General features: G+C 59.0%; 8 protein-coding genes and 1 pseudogene. 3 read left to right on the forward strand and 6 right to left on the reverse strand.

What is annotated here, in order from left to right; translation table 11 throughout:
* Window positions 1-40: 40 nt before the first annotated feature.
* The 3 genes and pseudogenes from ACY430_RS01175 to ACY430_RS01185 form a co-directional block, all read right to left on the reverse strand.
* Window positions 41-247, reverse strand: a pseudogene (locus ACY430_RS01175) (hypothetical protein); the annotation flags it as partial.
* Window positions 156-1,070: a hypothetical protein gene (locus ACY430_RS01180; protein WP_462137077.1), complete on the reverse strand. Its 915-nt coding sequence runs from the start codon at window positions 1,068-1,070 to the stop codon at window positions 156-158. The gene ACY430_RS01180 and the pseudogene ACY430_RS01175, both read right to left, overlap by 92 nt.
* On the reverse strand, window positions 1,018-13,593 hold the full coding sequence (locus tag ACY430_RS01185; protein WP_462137143.1) for a hypothetical protein: 12,576 nt from the start codon (window positions 13,591-13,593) through the stop codon (window positions 1,018-1,020). Before ACY430_RS01185 ends, ACY430_RS01180 begins: the two co-directional genes overlap by 53 nt.
* 256 nt (window positions 13,594-13,849) lie before the next feature.
* Here ACY430_RS01185 and ACY430_RS01190 point away from each other — a divergent pair, with 256 nt between their 5' ends.
* On the forward strand, window positions 13,850-15,562 hold the full coding sequence (locus ACY430_RS01190) for an AMP-binding protein (protein ID WP_462137078.1): 1,713 nt from the start codon (window positions 13,850-13,852) through the stop codon (window positions 15,560-15,562).
* 13 nt (window positions 15,563-15,575) lie between these two features.
* Here ACY430_RS01190 and ACY430_RS01195 read toward each other — a convergent pair whose 3' ends face one another.
* Genes ACY430_RS01195 through ACY430_RS01205 form a run of 3 tightly spaced genes read right to left on the reverse strand, consistent with a single transcriptional unit; the run spans window position 15,576 to window position 18,555 of the window.
* Window positions 15,576-17,045, reverse strand: a complete 1,470-nt coding sequence (locus ACY430_RS01195; protein WP_462137079.1) for an FAD-dependent thymidylate synthase — start codon at window positions 17,043-17,045, stop codon at window positions 15,576-15,578.
* On the reverse strand, window positions 17,042-18,190 hold the full coding sequence (locus tag ACY430_RS01200) for a hotdog family protein (protein WP_462137080.1): 1,149 nt from the start codon (window positions 18,188-18,190) through the stop codon (window positions 17,042-17,044). The genes ACY430_RS01195 and ACY430_RS01200 overlap by 4 nt, the downstream gene beginning before the upstream one ends.
* A 17-nt stretch (window positions 18,191-18,207) precedes the next feature.
* Window positions 18,208-18,555: a gamma-butyrobetaine hydroxylase-like domain-containing protein gene (locus tag ACY430_RS01205; RefSeq protein WP_462137081.1), complete on the reverse strand. Its 348-nt coding sequence runs from the start codon at window positions 18,553-18,555 to the stop codon at window positions 18,208-18,210.
* Window positions 18,556-18,613: 58 nt separating this feature from the next.
* Between ACY430_RS01205 and ACY430_RS01210 the strand changes: the two genes are divergently transcribed.
* A complete protein-coding gene (locus ACY430_RS01210) occupies window positions 18,614-19,096 on the forward strand; it encodes a Sir2 family NAD-dependent protein deacetylase (protein ID WP_462137082.1) in 483 nt (160 codons plus the stop codon).
* Window positions 19,086-19,850, forward strand: coding sequence for an SIR2 family NAD-dependent protein deacylase (locus ACY430_RS01215; protein WP_462137083.1), 765 nt, complete (start codon window positions 19,086-19,088; stop codon window positions 19,848-19,850). The genes ACY430_RS01210 and ACY430_RS01215 overlap by 11 nt, the downstream gene beginning before the upstream one ends.
* Window positions 19,851-19,892 lie beyond the last annotated feature (42 nt).

Raw genomic sequence — 19,892 nt, forward strand, 5'->3', positions numbered from 1 at the left:
CCGTTGCTCCAAATCCTAATGCAAACGTGCTCTGACCGAGAGCCGTTGAATTTACTCCGGTCGCCCGCGCGAACTGACCAACAGCCGTTGCCTCATGTCCGATAGCGTTCGCGGTCTGACCGATAGCCGTTGATCTCTCTCCCGCCCGTGAGCGCTCACCAACCGCCGTTGCTCCCAATGCGGTCGCGGTTCGCGGTATGACCGACAGCCGTTGTTCCAAACTGGGTCGCCCGCGCGCCCTGACCAATCGCCGTTGCCCTTCTTCCGCTCGCAACCGAGCGCTGACCGAGAGCCGTTGCGTCCTCTCCGCCCGCCTGCGCGTTCTGACCAATTGCCGTTGAATTTATTGCGGTCGCCTTCGCGTCCGCGCCGTATGCCGTTGAGTTGTCTCCCGCCGCTGTGGAGTTTGTTCCCGCCGCAGTCGCGGATGCGCCCGATGCCGATGTGTTCATTCCCAGAGATTGCGAACCGCCGCCGCTTGCCGATGAATTCAGACCCAACACAAACGCATCTGAGGTTGCGCTCACATCTCTGCCAATCGCCACACTGTTCACTCCGCTCGCTGTCGCGTTTCTGCCAATCGCTATTGCTCCCGTTTCGCTCGCGAGAGAGTTCACGCCAATCGCGATGGAATCCCTGCCCATTGCGCGCGAGTCCTGACCAAGCGCCAATGAGTCAATACCGGTCGCCTCCGCGTCCTGACCGAGCGCGGTTGAATTTTCTCCGGTCGCCCGCGCGTCCTGACCGAGAGCGGTTGAATTCTCCTGAGACGCCTCCGCGTTATGACCGAGAGCCGTTGAAAATATTTCGGCGGCGTATGAGTTCCGACCGACAGCCGTTGAGAATGTTCCGCCGGCAATAGATGCCTGACCGAGAGCCGTTGAAAATGTTGCGCTCGCCACCGCGAACTGACCGAGAGCCGTTGAACCGGTTCCGCTCGCCCGCGCGCTCCGACCGACAGCCGTTGAACTGGTTCCGGTCGCCCGCGCTATCTGACCGAGAGCCGTTGTTCCGGTTTCAGTCGCGGTCCGCGCCCTGACCGACAGCCGTTGCTCCCGTTTCGGTCGCATTCGCGCCCTGACCGACAGCCGTTGAAACCAATCCTATCGCCCGCGAGGTCTGACCAACAGCCGTTGAACTGTCTCCGGTCGCATTCGCGTTATGACCGAGAGCCGTTGATAAGGCTCCGATCGCAGACGCGCGCTGACCGAGAGCCGTTGAATTTGCTCCGCTCGCACCCGCGCCCTGACCAATAGCCGTTGAATTTGTTTCGCCCGCCCGCGCGTCCTGACCGAGAGCCGTTGTAAAATTCCCCGTCGCACTCGCGTCCTGACCAATAGCAGTTGCTCTCAATCCGCTCGCATTCGTGCTCTGACCAACAGCCGTTGATGCCGATCCGATCGCCCTCGCGCTCACACCGACAGCCGTTGTTCCTAACTGGGTCGCCCATGTGCCGCGACCAACAGCCGTTGAACTGCCTCCGCTCGCGGTCGCGCCCTGACCGACAGCCGTTGATGACGCTCCGATCGCATTCGCGCTCTGACCGAGAGCCGTTGCTTGAAGTCCGGTCGCGTTCGCGCCCTGACCGAGAGCCGTTGAGAACCCTTCGGTCGCCCGCGCGCGCTGACCAACAGCCGTTGTGCCCGTTGTGGTCGCGTTCGCGCTCTGACCCAGAGCCGTTGCAGACGGTCCGGTGGCGGACGCGCCCTGACCGACAGCCGTTGAAGTGAATTGTGTCGCCCGTGCGCCCTGACCAACAGCCGTTGCTCCCAATCCGGTCGCATTCGCGCCCTGACCAATAGCCGTTGAAATATCTCCGCTCGCCCGCGCGTTTTGACCGAGAACCGTTGAATCCTCCGCGCTCGCCTGCGCGTTCTGACCAATCGCCGTTGAGTTTAATGCGGTCGCCTTCGCGTCCGCGCCGTATGCCGTTGAGTTGTCTCCCGCCGCTGTGGAGTTTGTTCCCGCCGCAGTCGCGCCCGCGCCCGATGCCGATGTGTTCATTCCCAGAGATTGCGAACCGCCGCCGCTTGCCGATGAATTCAGACCCAACACAAATGCGTCCTCGCTTGCGCTCACATCTCTGCCAATCGCAATACTGTCCACGCCGCTCGCCGTTGCGTTTCTGCCAATCGCTATTGCTCCCGCGTCGCTCGCGAGAGAGTTCACGCCAATCGCGATGGAATCCCTGCCCGTTGCGCGCGACCCGGAACCAAGCGCCAATGAGTCAATACCGCTCGCCTCCGCGTCCTGACCGAGCGCCGTTGAATTTGCTCCGGTCGCCTGTGAGTCCTGACCGGTAGCCGTTGAATTTGTTTCGGTCGCACCCGCGCCCCGTCCGGTAGCCGTTGCTCTGTCTCCGGTTGACAGCGCGCCCTGACCGAGAGCCGTTGATGCCCCTCCGGTCGCAATCGCGCCCTGACCAACCGCCGTTGCTCCCAATCCGCCCGCGTTCGCGAGTTGACCAACGGATGTTGATACCTGTCCGGTCGCGGTCGCGCTATGACCGAGAGCCGTTGCTCCAAACTGAGTCGCCCGCGCGTCCTGACCGAGAGCCGTTGTTCTAAACTGAGTCGCCTCCGCGCCCTGACCAAAAGCCGTTGCTCCCGTTCCGGTCGCATTCGCGCCCTGACCGACAGCCGTTGTTCCGGATCCGCTCGCCCTCGCGTTCTGACCGAGAACCGTTGAATCCTCCGCGCTCGCCTGAGCGTTCTGACCAATCGCCGTTGAGTTTAATGCGGTCGCCTTCGCGTCCGCGCCGTATGCCGTTGAGTTGTCTCCCGCCGCTGTGGAGTTTGTTCCCGCCGCCGTTGCGGATTGTCCGGTCGCCGATGTGTTCATTCCCAGAGATTGCGAACCGCCGCCTTCCGCCGATGCGTTCAGACCCAGCACAAACGCGTCCTCGCTTGCGCTCACATCTCTGCCAATCGCAATACTGTTCACGCCGCTCGCCACCGCGTTTCTGCCAATCGCTATGGCTCCCACGTTGTTTGCTATGGCTCCCACGCCAATCGCGATGGAATCCCTGCCCGTTGCGCGCGCGAAATGACCGACAGCCAATGAATCCAAACCGTTCGCTATCGCGCGCTGACCGAGCGCCGTTGAATTTATTCCGCTCGCGTTTGAGTCCCCACCCAGAGATGTTGAATTCTTTGCGGACGCGCGCGCGAACTGACCGACAGCCGTTGAATTTTCTCCGAACGCCACAGCGAGCTGACCGACAGCCGTTGAACTCTCCTGGGTCGCCTGCGCGTCCGCGCCGAGAGCCGTTGATCCGCTTCTTCTCGCCACCGCGTCCTGACCGATAGCCGTTGTGAACGAACTTGTCGCCTCCGCGCTCTGACCAACAGCCGTTGATCCGAAACGGCCACTCGCACTTGCGCGCTGACCAAGAGCCGTTGATCTGGTTCCGAACGCGTTCGCGCCCTGACCCAGAGCCGTTGAGAATAATTTTGCCGCCCGCGCGTTCTGACCGACAGCCGTTGATGATTCTCCGGCCGCCCTCGCGAACTGACCGACCGCCGTTGACTTGAATTCGGTCGCAAGCGCGCCCTGACCCAGAGCCGTTGCTCCATCATCGCCCGCCCGTGAGTTCTGACCGAGCGCCGTTGAATCTATTCCGCTCGCCTGAGCGTTCTGACCAATCGCCGTTGAGTTTCTTGCGGTCGCCTTCGCGTCCGCGCCGTATGCCGTTGAATTGTCTCCCGCCGCTGTGGAGTTTGTTCCCGCCGCCGTTGAGGAGTCTCCGGTCGCCGATGTGTTCATTCCCAGAGATTGCGAACCGCCGCCGCTCGCCGATGAATTCAGACCCAGCACAAACGCGTCCGCAGTTGCTGTCACATCTTTGCCAATCGCAATACTGTCCTCGCCGCTCGCGGTCGCGTTTCTGCCTATCGCTATTGCTCCCGTTTCGCTCGCGCGAGAGTTCACGCCAATCGCGATGGAATCTCTGCCCGATGCGCGCGCTCCCTGACCGAGAGCCAATGAGTCAATACCGGTCGCCCGCGCGTCCTGACCGAGTGCCGTTGAATTTGTTTCGGTTGCCTGCGTGCCCTGACCGACAGCCGTTGAGAACCCTCCGGTCGCATTCGCGCCCTGACCAAGAGCCGTTGCTCTCGTTCCGGTCGCATTCGCGCTCTGACCGAGAGCCGTTGTTCTGGAATGAGTCGCATTCGCGCTCTGACCAACAGCCGTTGCGTAAAGTTCGGTCGCATTCGCGCTCTGACCGAGAGCCGTTGCGTAAAGTCCGGTCGCCTCCGCGCTCTGACCGACAGCCGTTGCTTGAAGTCCGGTCGCATTCGCGCTCTGACCGAGAGCCGTTGAAAACCCTCCGGCGCGGGAAAACTGACCAACAGCCGTTGCTCCGCCTCCCGCCTCCGCGCTCTGACCAACAGCCGTTCCTCCGCTTCCCGCCTCCGCGCTCTGACCAAGAGCCGTTGCGCCCAATCCGGTCGCATTCGCGCCCTGACCAAGAGCCGTTGCTCTATCCGCGCCCGCCCGTGAGGACTGACCGACAGCCGTTGAATCCACTCCGCTCGCCTGAGCGTTCTGACCGAGAGCCGTTGAATTTAATGCGGTCGCAGTCGCGTCCTGACCCACGGCGGTTGAGTTATCGCCCTGCGCTGATGAATTCGCGCCGTATGCCGATGAGTTGTCTCCCGTGGCTGATGCGTTATGCCCTCCGGCTGTTGCGGCTTGCCCCGATGCTACTGTGTTCATGCCGAAGGATTGCGAACCGCCGCCGCTCGCCGATGAATTCAGACCCAACACAAATGCGTCCTCGCTTGCGCTCACATCTCTGCCAATCGCCACACTGTTCACACCGCTCGCCACCGCGTTTTTTCCAATCGCTATGGCTCCCGCTTCGCTCGCAAGAGAGTTCACGCCAATCGCGATGGAATCTCTGCCCGTTGCGCGCGACCCGGAACCAAGCGCCAATGAGTCAATACCGCTCGCCCGCGAGCCCTGACCGAGAGCGGTTGAATTTGCTCCGGTCGCCTGTGAGTCCTGACCGGTAGCCGTTGAATTTGTTTCGCCCGCCTGCGCGCCCCGTCCGGTAGCCGTTGCTCTGTCTCCGGTTGACAGCGAGCCCTGACCAAGAGCCGTTGATGCCCCTCCGGTCGCAATCGCGCCCTGACCAAGAGCCGTTGCTCCCAATCCGCCCGCGTTCGCGAGTTGACCAACGGATGTTGATACTTGTCCGGTCGCGGTCGCGCTATGACCAAGAGCCGTTGCTCCAAACTGGGTCGCGCTCGCGTCCTGACCGAGAGCCGTTGTTCTAAACTGAGTCGCCTCCGCGCCCTGTCCGAGAGCCGTTGCTCCCGTTCCGGTCGCATTCGCGTCCTGACCAAAAGCCGTTGTTCCTACTCCGGTCGCCTCCGAGCCCTGACCAACCGCCGTTGCTCCGGACTGAGTCGCGGTCGCGTCCTGACCAAAAGCCGCTGAAAATTCTCCGCTCGCCACCGCGTCCCGACCAACAGCCGTTGAGAACCGTCCGAGCGCCTCCGCGCCCTGTCCGACAGCCGTTGCTCCAATCTGAGTCGCGGTCGCGGCCTGACCAAAAGCCACTGCTCCTACTCCGCTCGCCTCCGCGTCCTGACCGACAGCCGTTGAATCCGCCGCGCTCGCATTCGCGCTCTCACCGAGAGCCGTTGACCTGGTTCCGGCCGCATTCGCGCTATGACCGAGAGCCGTTGCTCCGCTTGTCGCACGCGCTCTCTGACCGACAGCCGTTGATCTACTTCCGGTCGCACGCGCGAGATGACCGAGAGCCGTTGATCTACTTCCGGTCGCGGCCGCGTTATGACCGACAGCCGTTGAATCAGTACCATCCGTCTGCGCGTGCGAGCCGACAGCCGTTGTTCCCCGTCCGACCGCCCACGCGTCATGACCGACAGCCGTTGCTCCCATCTGGACCGCGACCGCGTTATGACCGACAGCCGTTGATTCCCGTCCGGCCGCATGCGCGAGATGACCGACAGCCGTTGACCGAATTTCGCGCGCATTCGCGCCCTGACCAAGAGCCGTTGCTCCGGACCGAGCCGCCCGCGCGTTCTGACCGAGCGCCGTTGCGTCCACTCCGCCCGCCTGCGCGTTCTGACCAATCGCCGTTGAGTTTAATGCGGTCGCCTTCGCGTCCGCGCCGTATGCCGTTGAATTGTCTCCCGCCGCTGTGGAGTTTGTTCCCGCCGCAGTCGCGCCCGCGCCCGATGCCGATGTGTTCATTCCCAGAGATTGCGAACCGCCGCCGCTTGCCGATGAATTCAGACCCAACACAAATGCGTCCGAGGTTGCTGTCACATCTTTGCCAATCGCAATACTGTCCTCGCCGCTCGCCACCGCGTTTCTGCCAATCGCTATTGCTCCCACGTCGCTCGCGAGAGAGTTCACGCCAATCGCAATGGAATCCCTGCCCGTTGCGCGCGCTCCGGCTCCCAGCGCCAATGAGTCAATGCCGTCCGCCAGCGCGCCATGACCGAGCGCGGTTGAGTGAAATCTGGTTGCCCTCGCGCCCTGACCGACAGCCGTTGCTCCGACTCCGGACGCAATTGTGTCCTGACCGAGAGCCGTTGTATCAAGTGCGGACGCAAGCGAGTTCTGACCGAGAGCCGTTGCTCTGGCTTCGGTCGTCTGCGCGTTCTGACCGACAGCCGTTGTATCCATTGCGGTCGCGTTCGCGTCCTGTCCGAGAGCCGTTGCTCTAAATCCTATCGCCCGCGCGCCCTGTCCGACAGCCGTTGTGGACGTCTGACCCGCCTGCGCGCCCTGTCCGACAGCCGTTGAGCGCGTTCTGTCCGCGTTCGCGTCCTGTCCGAGAGCCGTTGCCCTGTCCCCGTCCGCAAGGGCTGAACGACCGAGAGAAGTTGCTCTCTCTCCGCCCGCCTGCGCGGCTTTACCCACTGCCGTTGAAAATGTTCCGGCGGCATTCGCGAACTGACCGACAGCCGTTGAATCAACCGCGAGCGCGTTCGCGCCCTGACCGACAGCCGTTGCGCCGGACTGAAACGCAAAAGCGCTCTGTCCGAGAGCCGTTGCGAACCTTCCGCTCGCCACCGCGCCCTGACCGACAGCCGTTGCGTCAGTCACGGCAATCGCGCCATGACCCAGAGCCGTTGCTCTTGCTTTATCCGCAGTCGCGAACTGACCGACAGCCGTTGACGAAGTTCCGCTCGCGTTCGCGCGCCGACCGACAGCCGTTGCCCCCGCCCTGTTCGCAAAAGCAAACTGACCGAGCGCCGTTGAAAACTGTCCGCTCGCCCTCGCGCTCTGACCGAGAGCCGTTGCTCCGCTGGCTCCGGTGGCTTGGGCGTTCTGACCGACAGCCGTTGCTCCGGACCCGCTCGCCCGCGCGCTCTGACCGAAAGCCGATGCGTTTAGATTATTCGCCTGTGATGCCTGACCGACAGCCGTTGAAGACACCCCGGTTGCGCGGGAAAAATGACCGACAGCCGTTGCTCCAATTTGAGTCGCCTGTGTGCCCTGACCGAGCGCCGCCGTATTCGGCTGAGTCGCCAATGCGCCCTGACCAAGAGCCGTTGCTCTAATTTCGGTCGCCTGCGAATCCGCGCCGACCGCCGTTGAATCCTGTCCGTCCGCTGTCGCACTCTGACCGAGCGCCGTTGATGATGCCTGAGTCGCGGAGGATAATTGACCAAGAACCGTTGTGCGCTCTCCGCTCGCAGTCGCAAACTGACCGACAGCCGTTGTGCCTTCTCTGGTCGCAAGCGAGCCCTGACCGACAGCCGTTGCGCCGTCATTTGCCGCGAACGCGCTCTGACCAATAGCCGTTGCTCCGGACTGAGTCGCCCGCGCGTTATGACCAAAAGCCGATGTATTTATTTCGGTCGCCTTCGCGCCCGTGCCGTATGCCGTTGAATTGTCTCCCGCCGCTGTGGAGTTTGTTCCCGCCGCCGTTGAGGAGTCTCCGGTCGCCGATGTGTTCATTCCCAGAGATTGCGAACCGCCGCCGCTTGCCGATGAATTCAGACCCAGCACAAATGCGTCCGCAGTTGCTGTCACATCTTTGCCAATCGCAATACTGTCCTCGCCGCTCGCCACCGCGTTTCTGCCAATCGCTATTGCTCCCGTTTCGCTCGCAAGAGAGCCCACGCCAATCGCGATGGAATCCCTTCCCGTTGCGCGCGACCCGGAACCAAGCGCCAATGAGTCCACGCCGCTCGCCCGCGAGCCCTGACCGAGCGCCGTTGAATTTGCTCCGATCGCCTGTGAGTCCTGACCGGTAGCCGTTGAATTTGTTTCGGTCGCCATCGCGCCCCGTCCGGTAGCCGTTGTTCTTTTCGCGGTCGCAAACGCGCCCTGACCGAGAGCCGTTGCGAACTCTCCGGTCGCACTTGAGCCCTGTCCCAAAGCCGTTGACTTTGTTCCGGTCGCATTCGCAAAATCACCGACAGCCACTGCGGCGCCAAAAGCACTCGGATCTCCTCCGGACCCGTCCGCAAACGCTCTGCGGCCAATAGCCGTTGATGCAAGTCCCGCTACTCTCGCGCCCTGACCGAGAGCCGTTGCTCTGGCTCCGCTCGCGAGAGCGCCCTCACCGAGAGCCGTTGAATCCACTCCGCTCGCCGTTGCGTTTCTGCCAATCGCTATGGCTCCCACGTTGTTTGCTATGGCTCCCACGCCAATCGCGATGGAATCCCTGCCCGTTGCGCGCGCGAAATGACCGACAGCCAATGAATCCAAACCGTTCGCTATCGCGCGCTGACCGAGCGCCGTTGAATTTATTCCGCTCGCGTTTGAGTCCCCACCCAGAGATGTTGAATTCTTTGCGGACGCGCGCGCGAACTGACCGACAGCCGTTGAATTTTCTCCGAACGCCACAGCGAGCTGACCGACAGCCGTTGAACTCTCCTGGGTCGCCTGCGCGTCCGCGCCGAGAGCCGTTGATCCGCTTCTTCTCGCCACCGCGTCCTGACCGATAGCCGTTGTGAACGAACTTGTCGCCTCCGCGCTCTGACCAACAGCCGTTGATCCGAAACGGCCACTCGCACTTGCGCGCTGACCAAGAGCCGTTGATCTGGTTCCGAACGCGTTCGCGCCCTGACCCAGAGCCGTTGAGAATAATTTTGCCGCCCGCGCGTTCTGACCGACAGCCGTTGATGATTCTCCGGCCGCCCTCGCGAACTGACCGACCGCCGTTGACTTGAATTCGGTCGCAAGCGCGCCCTGACCCAGAGCCGTTGCTCCATCATCGCCCGCCCGTGAGTTCTGACCGAGCGCCGTTGAATCCACTCCGCTCGCAATCGCGTTCTGACCAATCGCCGTTGAATTTAATGCGCTCGCGTTTGCGTCCGCGCCGTATGCCGTTGCGTTGTCCGCCACGGCTGATGTATTATGCCCGGTCGCCGTTGTGGCCACTCCCTCCGCCACTGTGTTCACACCCATTGATTGTGCGGCGGGGCCTCTCGCAAATGAATCTATGCCCACCACAAACGCGTCAGTTTCCGATGCGGACAGATTTTTACCAATCGCCACACTGTTCACGCCGGTCGCCACCGCGTTTCTGCCTATCGCTATTGCTCCTGTGGTTCCCGCAAAAGAGCCCACGCCAATCGCAATGGAGTCTCTGCCCAACGCACTCGCGTCCTGACCGAGCGCCAATGAGTCCGAGCCGCCCGCGGACGCCCTATGACCCAGAGCCGTTGAATTAGCCCCGCTCGCGCGAGAGCCCCTGCCGAGAGAAGTTGCATTCGGTCCGGCCGCATTTGCCGCCTGACCGACAGCCGTTGCATTCACTGATGTTGCCCGCGCGAACTGACCGACAGCCGTTGACTGAAATCCGCTCGCAAGCGCGCCCTGACCCAGAGCCGTTGAATTCATTCCGGTCGCCTGCGAGTCCTGACCAAAAGCCGATGAATCCTCTCCGTTCGCAGTCGAGTCCTGACCCACGGCGGTTGAGTTATCGCCCTCCGCCAATGAATTCGCGCCGTATGCCGATGCGTTGTCTCCCGTGGCTGTGGAGTTTGTTCCCCCGGCAGTCGCGGATTCTCCCGATGCCGTTGTGTTCACGCCCAGAGATTGCGAACCGCCGCCGCTTGCCGATGAATTCAGACCCAACACAAATGCGTCCTCGGCTGCGCTCACATCTCTGCCAATCGCTATACTGTTCACTCCGCTCGCCGTTGCGTTTCTGCCAATCGCTATTGCTCCCGCGTCGCTCGCGAGAGAGTTCACGCCAATCGCGATGGAATCCCTGCCCGTTGCGCGCGCTTTATGCCCAAGCGCCAATGAGTCAATACCGCTCGCCACCGAGTTCTGACCAAGAGCCGTTGAATTAAAGTTGGTCGCCTGCGCGACCTGACCGAGAGCCGTTGATGATGTTCCGAACGCACGCGCGAACTGACCGACAGCCGTTGAATCAAATCCGAGCGCATTTGATGCCTGACCGAGAGATGTTGTGTTTGCTCTGGCGGCACGCGAGAACTGACCGACAGCCGTTGTTGCTGATGCCGCTGCCCGCGAGCTCCGACCGACAGCCGTTGACGCGCCTCCCTCCGCACGCGCGCCCTGACCGAGAGCCGTTGCTCCAGTCTGAGTCGCCACCGCGCCATGACCGACAGCCGTTGAACTAAATCCGGTCGCTTGCGCTCTATAACCAACAGCCGTTGTAAGAGACGAGTCCGTCAGCGAGAAAGCACCGAGAGATACTGAGAAGTTTCCAAGCGCGCTTGATGCCTGACCGAGAGATGTTGCCACCGCTCCGAACGCATTCGCGCCATGACCAATAGCCGTTGCTCCCTCTTGGGTCGCATTCGCGGCCTGACCGAAAACCGTTGCTCCGATTCCGGTCGCATGCGCTCTATAACCAACAGCCGTTGTTCCCGTTCCGGTCGCATTCGCGCTCTGACCAACAGCCGTTGCTCCTAATTCGGACGCACTCGCGCCCTGACCGAGAGCCGTTGATGATGCCCCCGTGGCGGACGCGGCCTGACCAAGAGCCGTTGCTGTAAATTCGGTCGCATGCGCGTTCTGACCGACAGCCGTTGTGAACTCTCCGGTCGCATTCGCGCCCTGACCCAGAGCTGTTGATGCCGCTTCGGTCGCATACGCGTCATGACCAAGAGATGTTGATGCCTCTCCGGTCGCGTTCGCGCCCTGACCGATAGCCGTTGATGACCCTGAGGACGCATTCGCGCCCTGACCGACAGCCGTTGAAAATCTTCCGGTCGCATTCGCGTCCTGACCGATAGCCGTTGAATCCACTGCGGACGCATTCGCGCCTTGACCGAGAGCCGTTGCTCTTCTTCCGGTCGCATTCGCGCTATGACCGACAGCCGTTGAATCCGCTCCGAACGCCAGCGCGTTCTGACCAACAGCCGTTGATGATCCTCCGGTCGCATTCGCGTCCTGTCCGAGAGCCGTTGATGACTCTCCTCTCGCAAACGCGTCCTGACCGAGAGCCGTTGCTCTTCTTCCGGTCGCGTTTGCGCTCTGACCGACAGCCGTTGCTCTGAGTTGGGTCGCCGCCGCGCCCTGACCGAGAACCGTTGATAACCTTCCGGTCGCTTGCGCGTCCTGACCGACAGCCGTTGAACTCTCTTCTAACGCATTCGCGCTTTGACCGAGAGCCGTTGATAACCTTCCGGTCGCTCGCGCAAATTGACCGAGAGCCGTTGCCTGAGGTCCGGACGCGTGCGCAAATTGACCAACAGCCGTTGCCACCCTTCCGAACGCATTCGCGCTATGACCAACAGCCGTTGCTCCCCCTCCGGTCGCATTCGCGCCCTGACCGACAGCCGTTGCTCCAAATTCGCTCGCACGCGCGCCCTGACCGAGAGCCGTTGTTGCTATTTCGGTCGCGCGCGCGCTTCTACCAAGAGCCGTTGCCGAAACTGCGGACGCATCCGCGTTCTGACCGACAGCCGTTGAATCCGATCCGGTCGCCTGCGCGCCCTGACCGAGAGATGTTGAGTTCACTGCGGTCGCATTCGCGCTTTCACCAACAGCCGTTGAATTCACTGCGGTCGCATTCGCGGCCAAGCCGACAGCCGTTGTAAAATCTCCGCTCGCATTCGCTTTATGACCGACAGCCGTTGAGAACTTTCCGGCGGCACTCGCGTTCTGACCGACAGCCGTTGCCGCGATACCCGTTGCCCGCGAGCGATAACCGAAAGCCGATGCAAAAAATCCCGCCGCATTCGCGCCCTGACCGACAGCCGTTCCTCCCGCTCCGCCCGCCTGCGCGTTATGACCAAGAGCCGTTGAATCCCGTGTCGCCGCACTTGCGTTCTGACCGACAGCCGTTGAATTAGCTTCGGGCGCCCGCGCGTTCTGACCGAGAGCCGTTGTTCCCTCTCTTCTCGCAAACGCGGCCCGACCGAAAGCCGTTGAGTTCACTCCAATTGCCCGCGCGCCGTGACCGATAGATGTTGCTCCTGCTTCGGTCGCAATCGCGTTCTGACCAATGGCTGTTGTGCCAAATTTGGTCGCAAACGCTTGATGACCGACAGCCGTTGAACCGCCCTCCAACGCAATAGAGCCCTGACCGACAGCCGTTGTTCCCACTCCGCTCGCGGTCGCGGTATGACCGACAGCCGTTGAACTAACTGCGGTCGCCTGCGCGCTCTGACCGACAGCCGTTGAATTACTTCCTGTCGCACTCGCGTTTTGACCGACAGCCGTTGTTCTAAATTGGGTCGCGTTCGCGCCCTGACCAATAGCCGTTGCATCAGTTCTGGACGCGGTCGCGTTCTGACCCACAACCGTTGATCTAAATCCCTGCGACACCGCATTCTGACCAATACCCGTTGATTGTGCTCCGGTGGACCGAGAGCTCTGACCAACAGCCGTTGAGTGACCTCCGGACGCACGCGCGGTCTGACCGACAGCCGTTGCTCTATTTCCGGCCGCGCGTGCGAACTGACCGACAGCCGTTGTAGCAATATGGGTCGCCACCGCGCCCTGACCGACAGCCGTTGAATCCACTCTGTTCGCGATGGAGTCATCGCCGACAGCCGTTGCTTGAAACTGCGCCGCAGCCGCGTTATGACCCACCGCCGTTGACCGTGATGCGGTCGCGCGCGCAGACTTACCGAGAGCTGTTGTACCATCTTGGGTCGCGGTCGCGCTATGACCGAAAGCCGTTGAGTTCAGTGCGACCGCACGCGCTTTATAACCGACAGCCGTTGAAAAATCTCCGCGCGACTCCGTGCCAAGACCAAGAGCCGTTGATTCCGTTCCGACCGCAAGCGCGAAATGACCGAGAGCCGTTGATCCCACCCTGCTCGCAAGAGCAAGCTGACCGACAGCCGTTGCGTTGTGTGCGAGCGCACGCGCGCCCTGACCGAGAGCCGTTGATTGATGTCCGAGCGCGTTCGCGCCCTGACCGACAGCCGTTGAGGATGTTCCCCCCGCACGCGCGGCCGCGCCGACAGCCGTTGTGTTGTGTGAGGGCGCACGCGCCTCGTCACCGATAGCCACTGTGCGGCTTGCGGTCGCCTGCGCGTTTGTGCCAATAGCCGTTGAGTTTTGTCCCGACGCCAACGAACCGGGACCCTGAATAACCTGCGCACGCGCTTCAACAGCCAGAAGGACTGAAAAAACGCAGAAAGAAAACGCAACTATAAAGCGGGACATTCTTGCCACTAAAAAATCCTCCGCCCAACTTCAAAAATCATCATAAAAATATACAACTCCGCAACGCCCTATTACAAGCGCCACTAATAAAGAATTTCATTCATATTAAGCAAATCCTAAAAAATTGTCAAGACATACAAAGCAGTTTCTTGTGAATAAAAAAGTTTGTAAAAGATGTTTTTATCGGGTTGACATACGGACGGCTTTTTTTCACACTTCACACTTTCCGCCGCAAGCGGAGAAAAAGGAGGCAATAATGGCGACAGGAAAACGCGGAAAAATACGCAATTTGAACCATACCGTAACTATGAAACGCAAACGGAAGTTTGACTTGGAGTGGTATCTCAAAGAGGACAGAAAAAACTGGGTTCTGCCCGAAGTGCTGAAAAAACAGGCAAAAAAACTCGGAAACAAACCGTTTTTGCAGTTCGGCGCGGCGGAGCCGCTGAGCTTTCGGCGAACAAACGAGATGGCGAACAAGGTTGCCAACGCGCTTATAAAAGCGGGTGTGAAAAAGGGCGAAAAAGTTACCGTGTTGATGCCAAATTCGGACGACTATGTGATTGTGTGGTTCGGAATCCTCAAAGCCGGAGCCGTGATGGTTCCCGCGAACACGGCATATAAGGCGGATTTTCTGCAATATGTAATTGACTCTTCCGACTCAAAACTGCTTTTCATCGCCGAGGAGTATCTTGACAGAATGTCGCCCATCGCGAAGCGGATAAAAAAACTTGAAAGGGTTGTTGTGTGGACGCGCGCGGGGAAAACCAAATTTGACCGGCACGGGTTTAAGTTCGCGAAAATGAAGTCATACTCCGAATTTTTGCGCGGCGCGCGCACGGCGGAGCCGAAGGTTGAAGTGTTGTTCACCGACTACTCGCGACTGATGTTCACTTCCGGCACGACCGGGCTTTCAAAAGGGGTTATGCGCCCCTGCGCGGCGGATTACAGCAGTGCGAGAAACTGCGCCGAAATTATGGATGTGGGACCGGACGATGTTTATTTCACCTGCCTGCCGCTTTTTCACTCAAACGCGATGGTGATGACCGTTTATCCGGCGCTGATAAAAGGCGCGAAAACCGTTGTTGAGGAAAAATACAGCGCGAGCCGCTTCTGGAAGTGGATGAACGAATACAAGGTTACGAGATTTAACACGGTGGGAACGGTTTCTTATTTTATGTGGAACACACCGCCCGTGCCGGAAGAAAAGACGCACGGAGTGGGGCTGGTGCTCGGCTCTCCCGCCCCTCACGACATAATTGAAAAGTTTATGAAACGGTTCAACATAAAATTTATGGAGGGCTACGGATTGACCGAAACGGGGCAATGCACCTGGATGCGCCCGGGCGAGCCGTTCAGAGTCGGTTCCTGCGGAAAAGAGGCGCCCGGTTATGAAATCAAAATTGCCGATCCGGAATCGGACGAAGAATTGCCGCGCGGCGAGGTGGGGCAGATTATTGTGCGTCCGCGCGTGCCGAACATAATGCTTCACTACTACAACAAAATGCCGGAGAAAACGGTTGAGGATTTCCGCAATCTGTGGTTTCACACCGGAGACGCGGGCTGGATGGACAAAGACGGTTACATCTATTTTATGGACAGGGTGAAGGACTACATTCGCAGAAGGGGCGAGAACATAAGTTCATTTGAAGTGGAGAAGGTTGTGTCGTCTCATCCGGCGGTGAAGGAGTGCGCGGCGGTGGGCGTGAAAGCGGCTGAGGGCAAACACGCCGAGGACGAGGTTATGATTGTGATTGTTCCCGAAAAAGGCGCAAAACCGGATCCCGAAAAAATCGTCAAATTCCTTGAGCCGAAAATGCCGAATTTTATGATTCCGCGCTTTATGCGGTTTGTGAAATCACTGCCGAAAACGGGCACGGAGAGAGTTCAGAAAAACAAACTCAGGGAAAAGGGAATTACCGGAGACACTTGGGGAATTACCAAAGGCACCTGGAAAAAAGGAAACTGACGGTTTCCCGCTTTCAAATCCGTTTCAACGCCGGTTTAACCAAAAGCGGGTGAACCTTTCCAACCTCATCGGCAAGGAGTTTTGTCATTTCCCTTATATCCCACTGCGCCCCTTCGGACATTCGCAGATTTATCAGGTGATATAACTCCCACAGGGAGAAAACTCCGAGAACCTTTCTGTTGTGCGCGTTTGTAACGGCATAGGCGGCGGCTTGCGGCTCGCCCGCGTCATTTAGTTTTTCGTAAATACTTTCGCCCAATTCCGCCGCTTCAATCAAAAGCCCTTCGGCGCGCGCTTTTTTTACATTCGGCGGAATTGTGAGACCAAACGCGGTGGACGGCGCGGCGGCAAACCATTGCGCTTTTCTGTGGCGCAAAAGTTGATGCCAGCACGCCTCGCTGATGACAAACTCCGCGGAATACTCCACAAGTTTGAGCGCATCGTGCGGGTTGTCATATTTGCCGAGTCCTGAAACCGCCGCAGTGAAAAGCGCCGTTGCCTGTTTCAAAGTCAGGCGGTTTATGCCCGAACTTTGCGGCAGTCCGCTTCCATACGCCAGCCCCGCCGAAATGGCGCGAAGCGCGGGCGTCTGCGGGTTGCGCGCGCCTTTGCCCGTCCAGTCAACAAGACGGACAAACGGCGCATCGCCTGTTTTTGTCCGCTTTTTTGGCGCCACTGCGGAGCAAAAACGCTCAAGTTTCGCCCGCGTTTCTTTCAAGCGCGGATTCGGAGACGCATATTTCACAAGAGTCGGCACGCCGAAACGCACCTCGCGCTTCATCTCCTCCGCTCTCATTCGCGCTTCCGCATATTCGGACGACAGCAGTTTCATCAAACATTCCTCAACCGCGCGCGCGTTCGCCGTCATTCCGAGGTTGGTCATCGCCGAAAGGTTGAGCGCGTAACGCGCGTCTTCAAACGCGATTTTTTCAAGAACTTTTTCGCTTGTTTCCGGATTGGTTTTTATGAGATGAGAGAGGATTTGCGCGTTCAGTTTTTCGTAGATGTCATACTGCCGTGCGCAGACGTTCAGGAACTCGCGCGCGAGCGTTTTTTTTCCGGCGATTTCCGGCGGCACAACAAAATCGCGCGCGCGCGGTTTCTGGTATCTCTGCGAATATTCGGTGAAAGACAGATGCTCTCCGCACAGTTCAAGAAGCGATGAAAAAAGGCGCGAAACCTTTTCAACGCCAAGGTGAACCGAAGCGTGTTCGGCGACCGAGGCGTGCCCGTAATTCAAAACCCATTTTTCGTGAAACTTTTCCGCGCGTTGCCGTCCGCGCCCTTCCTCTTTTAGAACTGCCGCGATGTTTTCCTTGAAGCTTTTGGGACTGCGGCTTACATAGGCGAAAATCACCGCGATAACCTCTTCGGGCAAATCCGAAACGGCATAGATGTCGCCTTCGGGGTTGGAGATATATTTCGCCAGAATGGACTTCGCCGGAGTGGATTTCGCCGGAGTGGATTTTTTTGTCTTGCTCATTTCTTCCGCTTCGGCGCCGCAAGAACCAACTCAAGCGTCAGAACCCGCAACAACCGTTTTCCGCCGTCCTCAAAAATGGCGTCCATGCCGCCGAATTTCGCCGCTTCAAGCGCTTTCATTCCGCCGTCCGTAACGGTCTTTTCTCCAATCAGGCGGATTGTAACCGCGCCGATGTCATCTCTGCCGGCAATCTCCGATTTCTCCGCCACCTCCGCGCGCGCCCTTATGCTTTCATGCTCTCCGTCCGCGCCGGCGGCGTAAATCTCCCGCACAATATCAGACGGATATGTCGGCGCGTTGTGCGCTCCCGAATTCATTCCCAACTGAACCGCGAATGGAAAATGCCCGCTTACCGCGCCTTCGCACCGCGCCTTTACCGCGCCGCCGTAGCCGATAAAAACCGATGACGGCGTGTGATGAACCGCCGCGTCATTAAGGGTGGCGATTTGAAGCCAACTGAAATCCGCGAGCGGAATTCCCCGTTCAAATGAGCCGGAAAGCGCGTCTCCCTCGTTCAATTCCTCAAAAGTTTTTCCGGTGCCGCCCGGTGCCGCGTCCGGATTAAACACGGGCGGCAGGCACGCTTTTGAAATGTCAATTTTTTCGGGCTGAGGTTTGATTGTGCTTGATTTGTCGTATGCCGCGCCTTTTTCCGCGCGCACAAGAACCTGCCGCGTATAACTCAAAACCTCGGCGCCGCGCTGATTTAAAACAACCGTTTCCACCTGAACCGAGCCGTTTGTCGCGCCGTTTTTCCTGAACTCAACTCCCAGAACCGTTGACCGCGCCGAAACCGTATCACCCTCAAAAACCGGCTCGCCGAACACAAGGTTTGAGTATGAAAGATTTGCTATGGCGTTGAACGAAACATCGTGAACGCTGAGTCCGAACCCCGTGTTAAACACAAACCCCCTGCTCACAAGCGCGGGGTTTTTTATGCCGAATTCCTTTTCCTTGCGGCTCGCGTCCGGGTCAATGTAGCCGAGCGGGGCGGAAATACCGGTGTTCGCGGCGGGCGCTTCGCCGCCGAATTTTTTAACATACTGGCGGTTTCTCACCGGTGTTATCCGCACCGCGCCGTGATGGTAAATATCGCCCTCGCGAAAATCGCCGATATATCTTTCAGACGGAGGAAGTTTTGTCATTGTAAAACCTTGCGCACCTACTTTTCGCACCGCTCGCACGGGCAGTTTTCGCGCAGGAATTCAAAAGTGTAAATACCCGTGTCGTGCCCGTCATTCCATTTGAACTGCAATGCGTAAAGTCCCACTTTGTCAATCTTTTCGGCTTTTATCCGCGTGTCCCCGGAGCCCGGCACAATACGCGTTTTGAACGGCAGTTTTCCCGTTCTGCTTGTGGCTCTGAGACGGCGGCAGGTCGCGCACGGGCAGATAAGCCGCAAATCCTCGTATGCATAAACGCTGCTGTGTCCGTCGCTCCACTCTATTTGAAGCGCGGAATCGCTGAACTCGCTTATTTCTTCAGGTGTCGGCTTCATGGCGGATTTCATTCTACAACAACTGCGCGCGGTTTGACACGCGCCCGCCCCGAACTTACACTTTTCCCTTATGGGGCATGAAGTGGAAATAACCGCTCTTGAAGCGGTTGCCCACTGGTTTTCAGAGGCGAAACAGGCGGTAATTCTCGCGGGTCCCGAACTCACCTTTGAGGCGGGCATTCCGGATGCGGGCGAATTACAGTTCAATCCCGATATCAACAGTTTCAGGGAAGATGACTCCGTAAAGGAGGAGTATTGGGCGAAAATCGCCGGAATTTATCCGAAAATATCCGCCGCCGAGCCAACCGCCGCGCACGGGGCGATTTACGAACTGTCAATTCTGGGCGAGGTGGACTGCGTTATCACTCAGGCGGTTGACGGTCTGCTGATTAAGGCGGGTTGCGAAAAGGTGCTTCAAATTTATTCCTCAATCCACTGGGCGCAATGCCTCAACTGTTGGTGTCGGCTTCATGGCGGATTTCATTCTACAACAACTGCGCGCGGTTTGACACGCGCCCGCCCCGAACTTACACTTTTCCCTTATGGGGCATGAAGTGGAAATAACCGCTCTTGAAGCGGTTGCCCACTGGTTTTCAGAGGCGAAACAGGCGGTAATTCTCGCGGGTCCCGAACTCACCTTTGAGGCGGGCATTCCGGATGCGGGCGAATTACAGTTCAATCCCGATATCAACAGTTTCAGGGAAGATGACTCCGTAAAGGAGGAGTATTGGGCGAAAATCGCCGGAATTTATCCGAAAATATCCGCCGCCGAGCCAACCGCCGCGCACGGGGCGATTTACGAACTGTCAATTCTGGGCGAGGTGGACTGCGTTATCACTCAGGCGGTTGACGGTCTGCTGATTAAGGCGGGTTGCGAAAAGGTGCTTCAAATTTATTCCTCAATCCACTGGGCGCAATGCCTCAACTGCGGAAAGGATTACAGAATGATGGAGACACTTACCTTAATGTCCCGCAACAACCAAAAAATCCCCTCGTGCGCCGTCTGCCGAACCGGCATTATCAAACCGCCGCTTTCGTTTCCGGGGCAGCCGCTTCCGCATTGGGAGGTGCGCGAGGCGTGGATAAAGATTCAAAACTGCGACTTTCTGCTTTGCGCGGGCGCGGCTCTGGAAAATGAGCCGGTCGCGTCTTTTCCCGCTCAAGCGCGCGGCGGCGGAGCGAAAACAGCCGTGATAAGCGTGGCTCAGGGTGCGGCTGATGATTATGTTGACGCCGTGCTTTACGGAAGTTTGTCCGTTGTTCTGCCGGCGCTCGTTGAGGAAATCAAACGGATAAGCAGTGTTTGAAACCGCGCAGATTTAACCGGCGCGCAGCCTGAATTGTTAGAA

Source organism: Candidatus Mycalebacterium sp. (assembly GCF_977828045.1).

What these genes read in the sequence shown, in the direction of transcription:
- ACY430_RS01205 (WP_462137081.1), bottom strand. Translation starts at nt 18,555, where the DNA reads ATGAAATCCGCCATGAAGCCGACACCTGAAGAAATAAGCGAGTTCAGC.
- ACY430_RS01210 (WP_462137082.1), top strand. Translation starts at nt 18,614, where the DNA reads ATGGGGCATGAAGTGGAAATAACCGCTCTTGAAGCGGTTGCCCACTGG.
- ACY430_RS01180 (WP_462137077.1), bottom strand. Translation starts at nt 1,070, where the DNA reads ATGCGACCGAAACGGGAGCAACGGCTGTCGGTCAGGGCGCGGACCGCG.
- ACY430_RS01195 (WP_462137079.1), bottom strand. Translation starts at nt 17,045, where the DNA reads ATGAGCAAGACAAAAAAATCCACTCCGGCGAAATCCACTCCGGCGAAG.
- ACY430_RS01200 (WP_462137080.1), bottom strand. Translation starts at nt 18,190, where the DNA reads ATGACAAAACTTCCTCCGTCTGAAAGATATATCGGCGATTTTCGCGAG.
- ACY430_RS01215 (WP_462137083.1), top strand. Translation starts at nt 19,086, where the DNA reads ATGGGGCATGAAGTGGAAATAACCGCTCTTGAAGCGGTTGCCCACTGG.
- ACY430_RS01190 (WP_462137078.1), top strand. Translation starts at nt 13,850, where the DNA reads ATGGCGACAGGAAAACGCGGAAAAATACGCAATTTGAACCATACCGTA.
- ACY430_RS01185 (WP_462137143.1), bottom strand. Translation starts at nt 13,593, where the DNA reads ATGTCCCGCTTTATAGTTGCGTTTTCTTTCTGCGTTTTTTCAGTCCTT.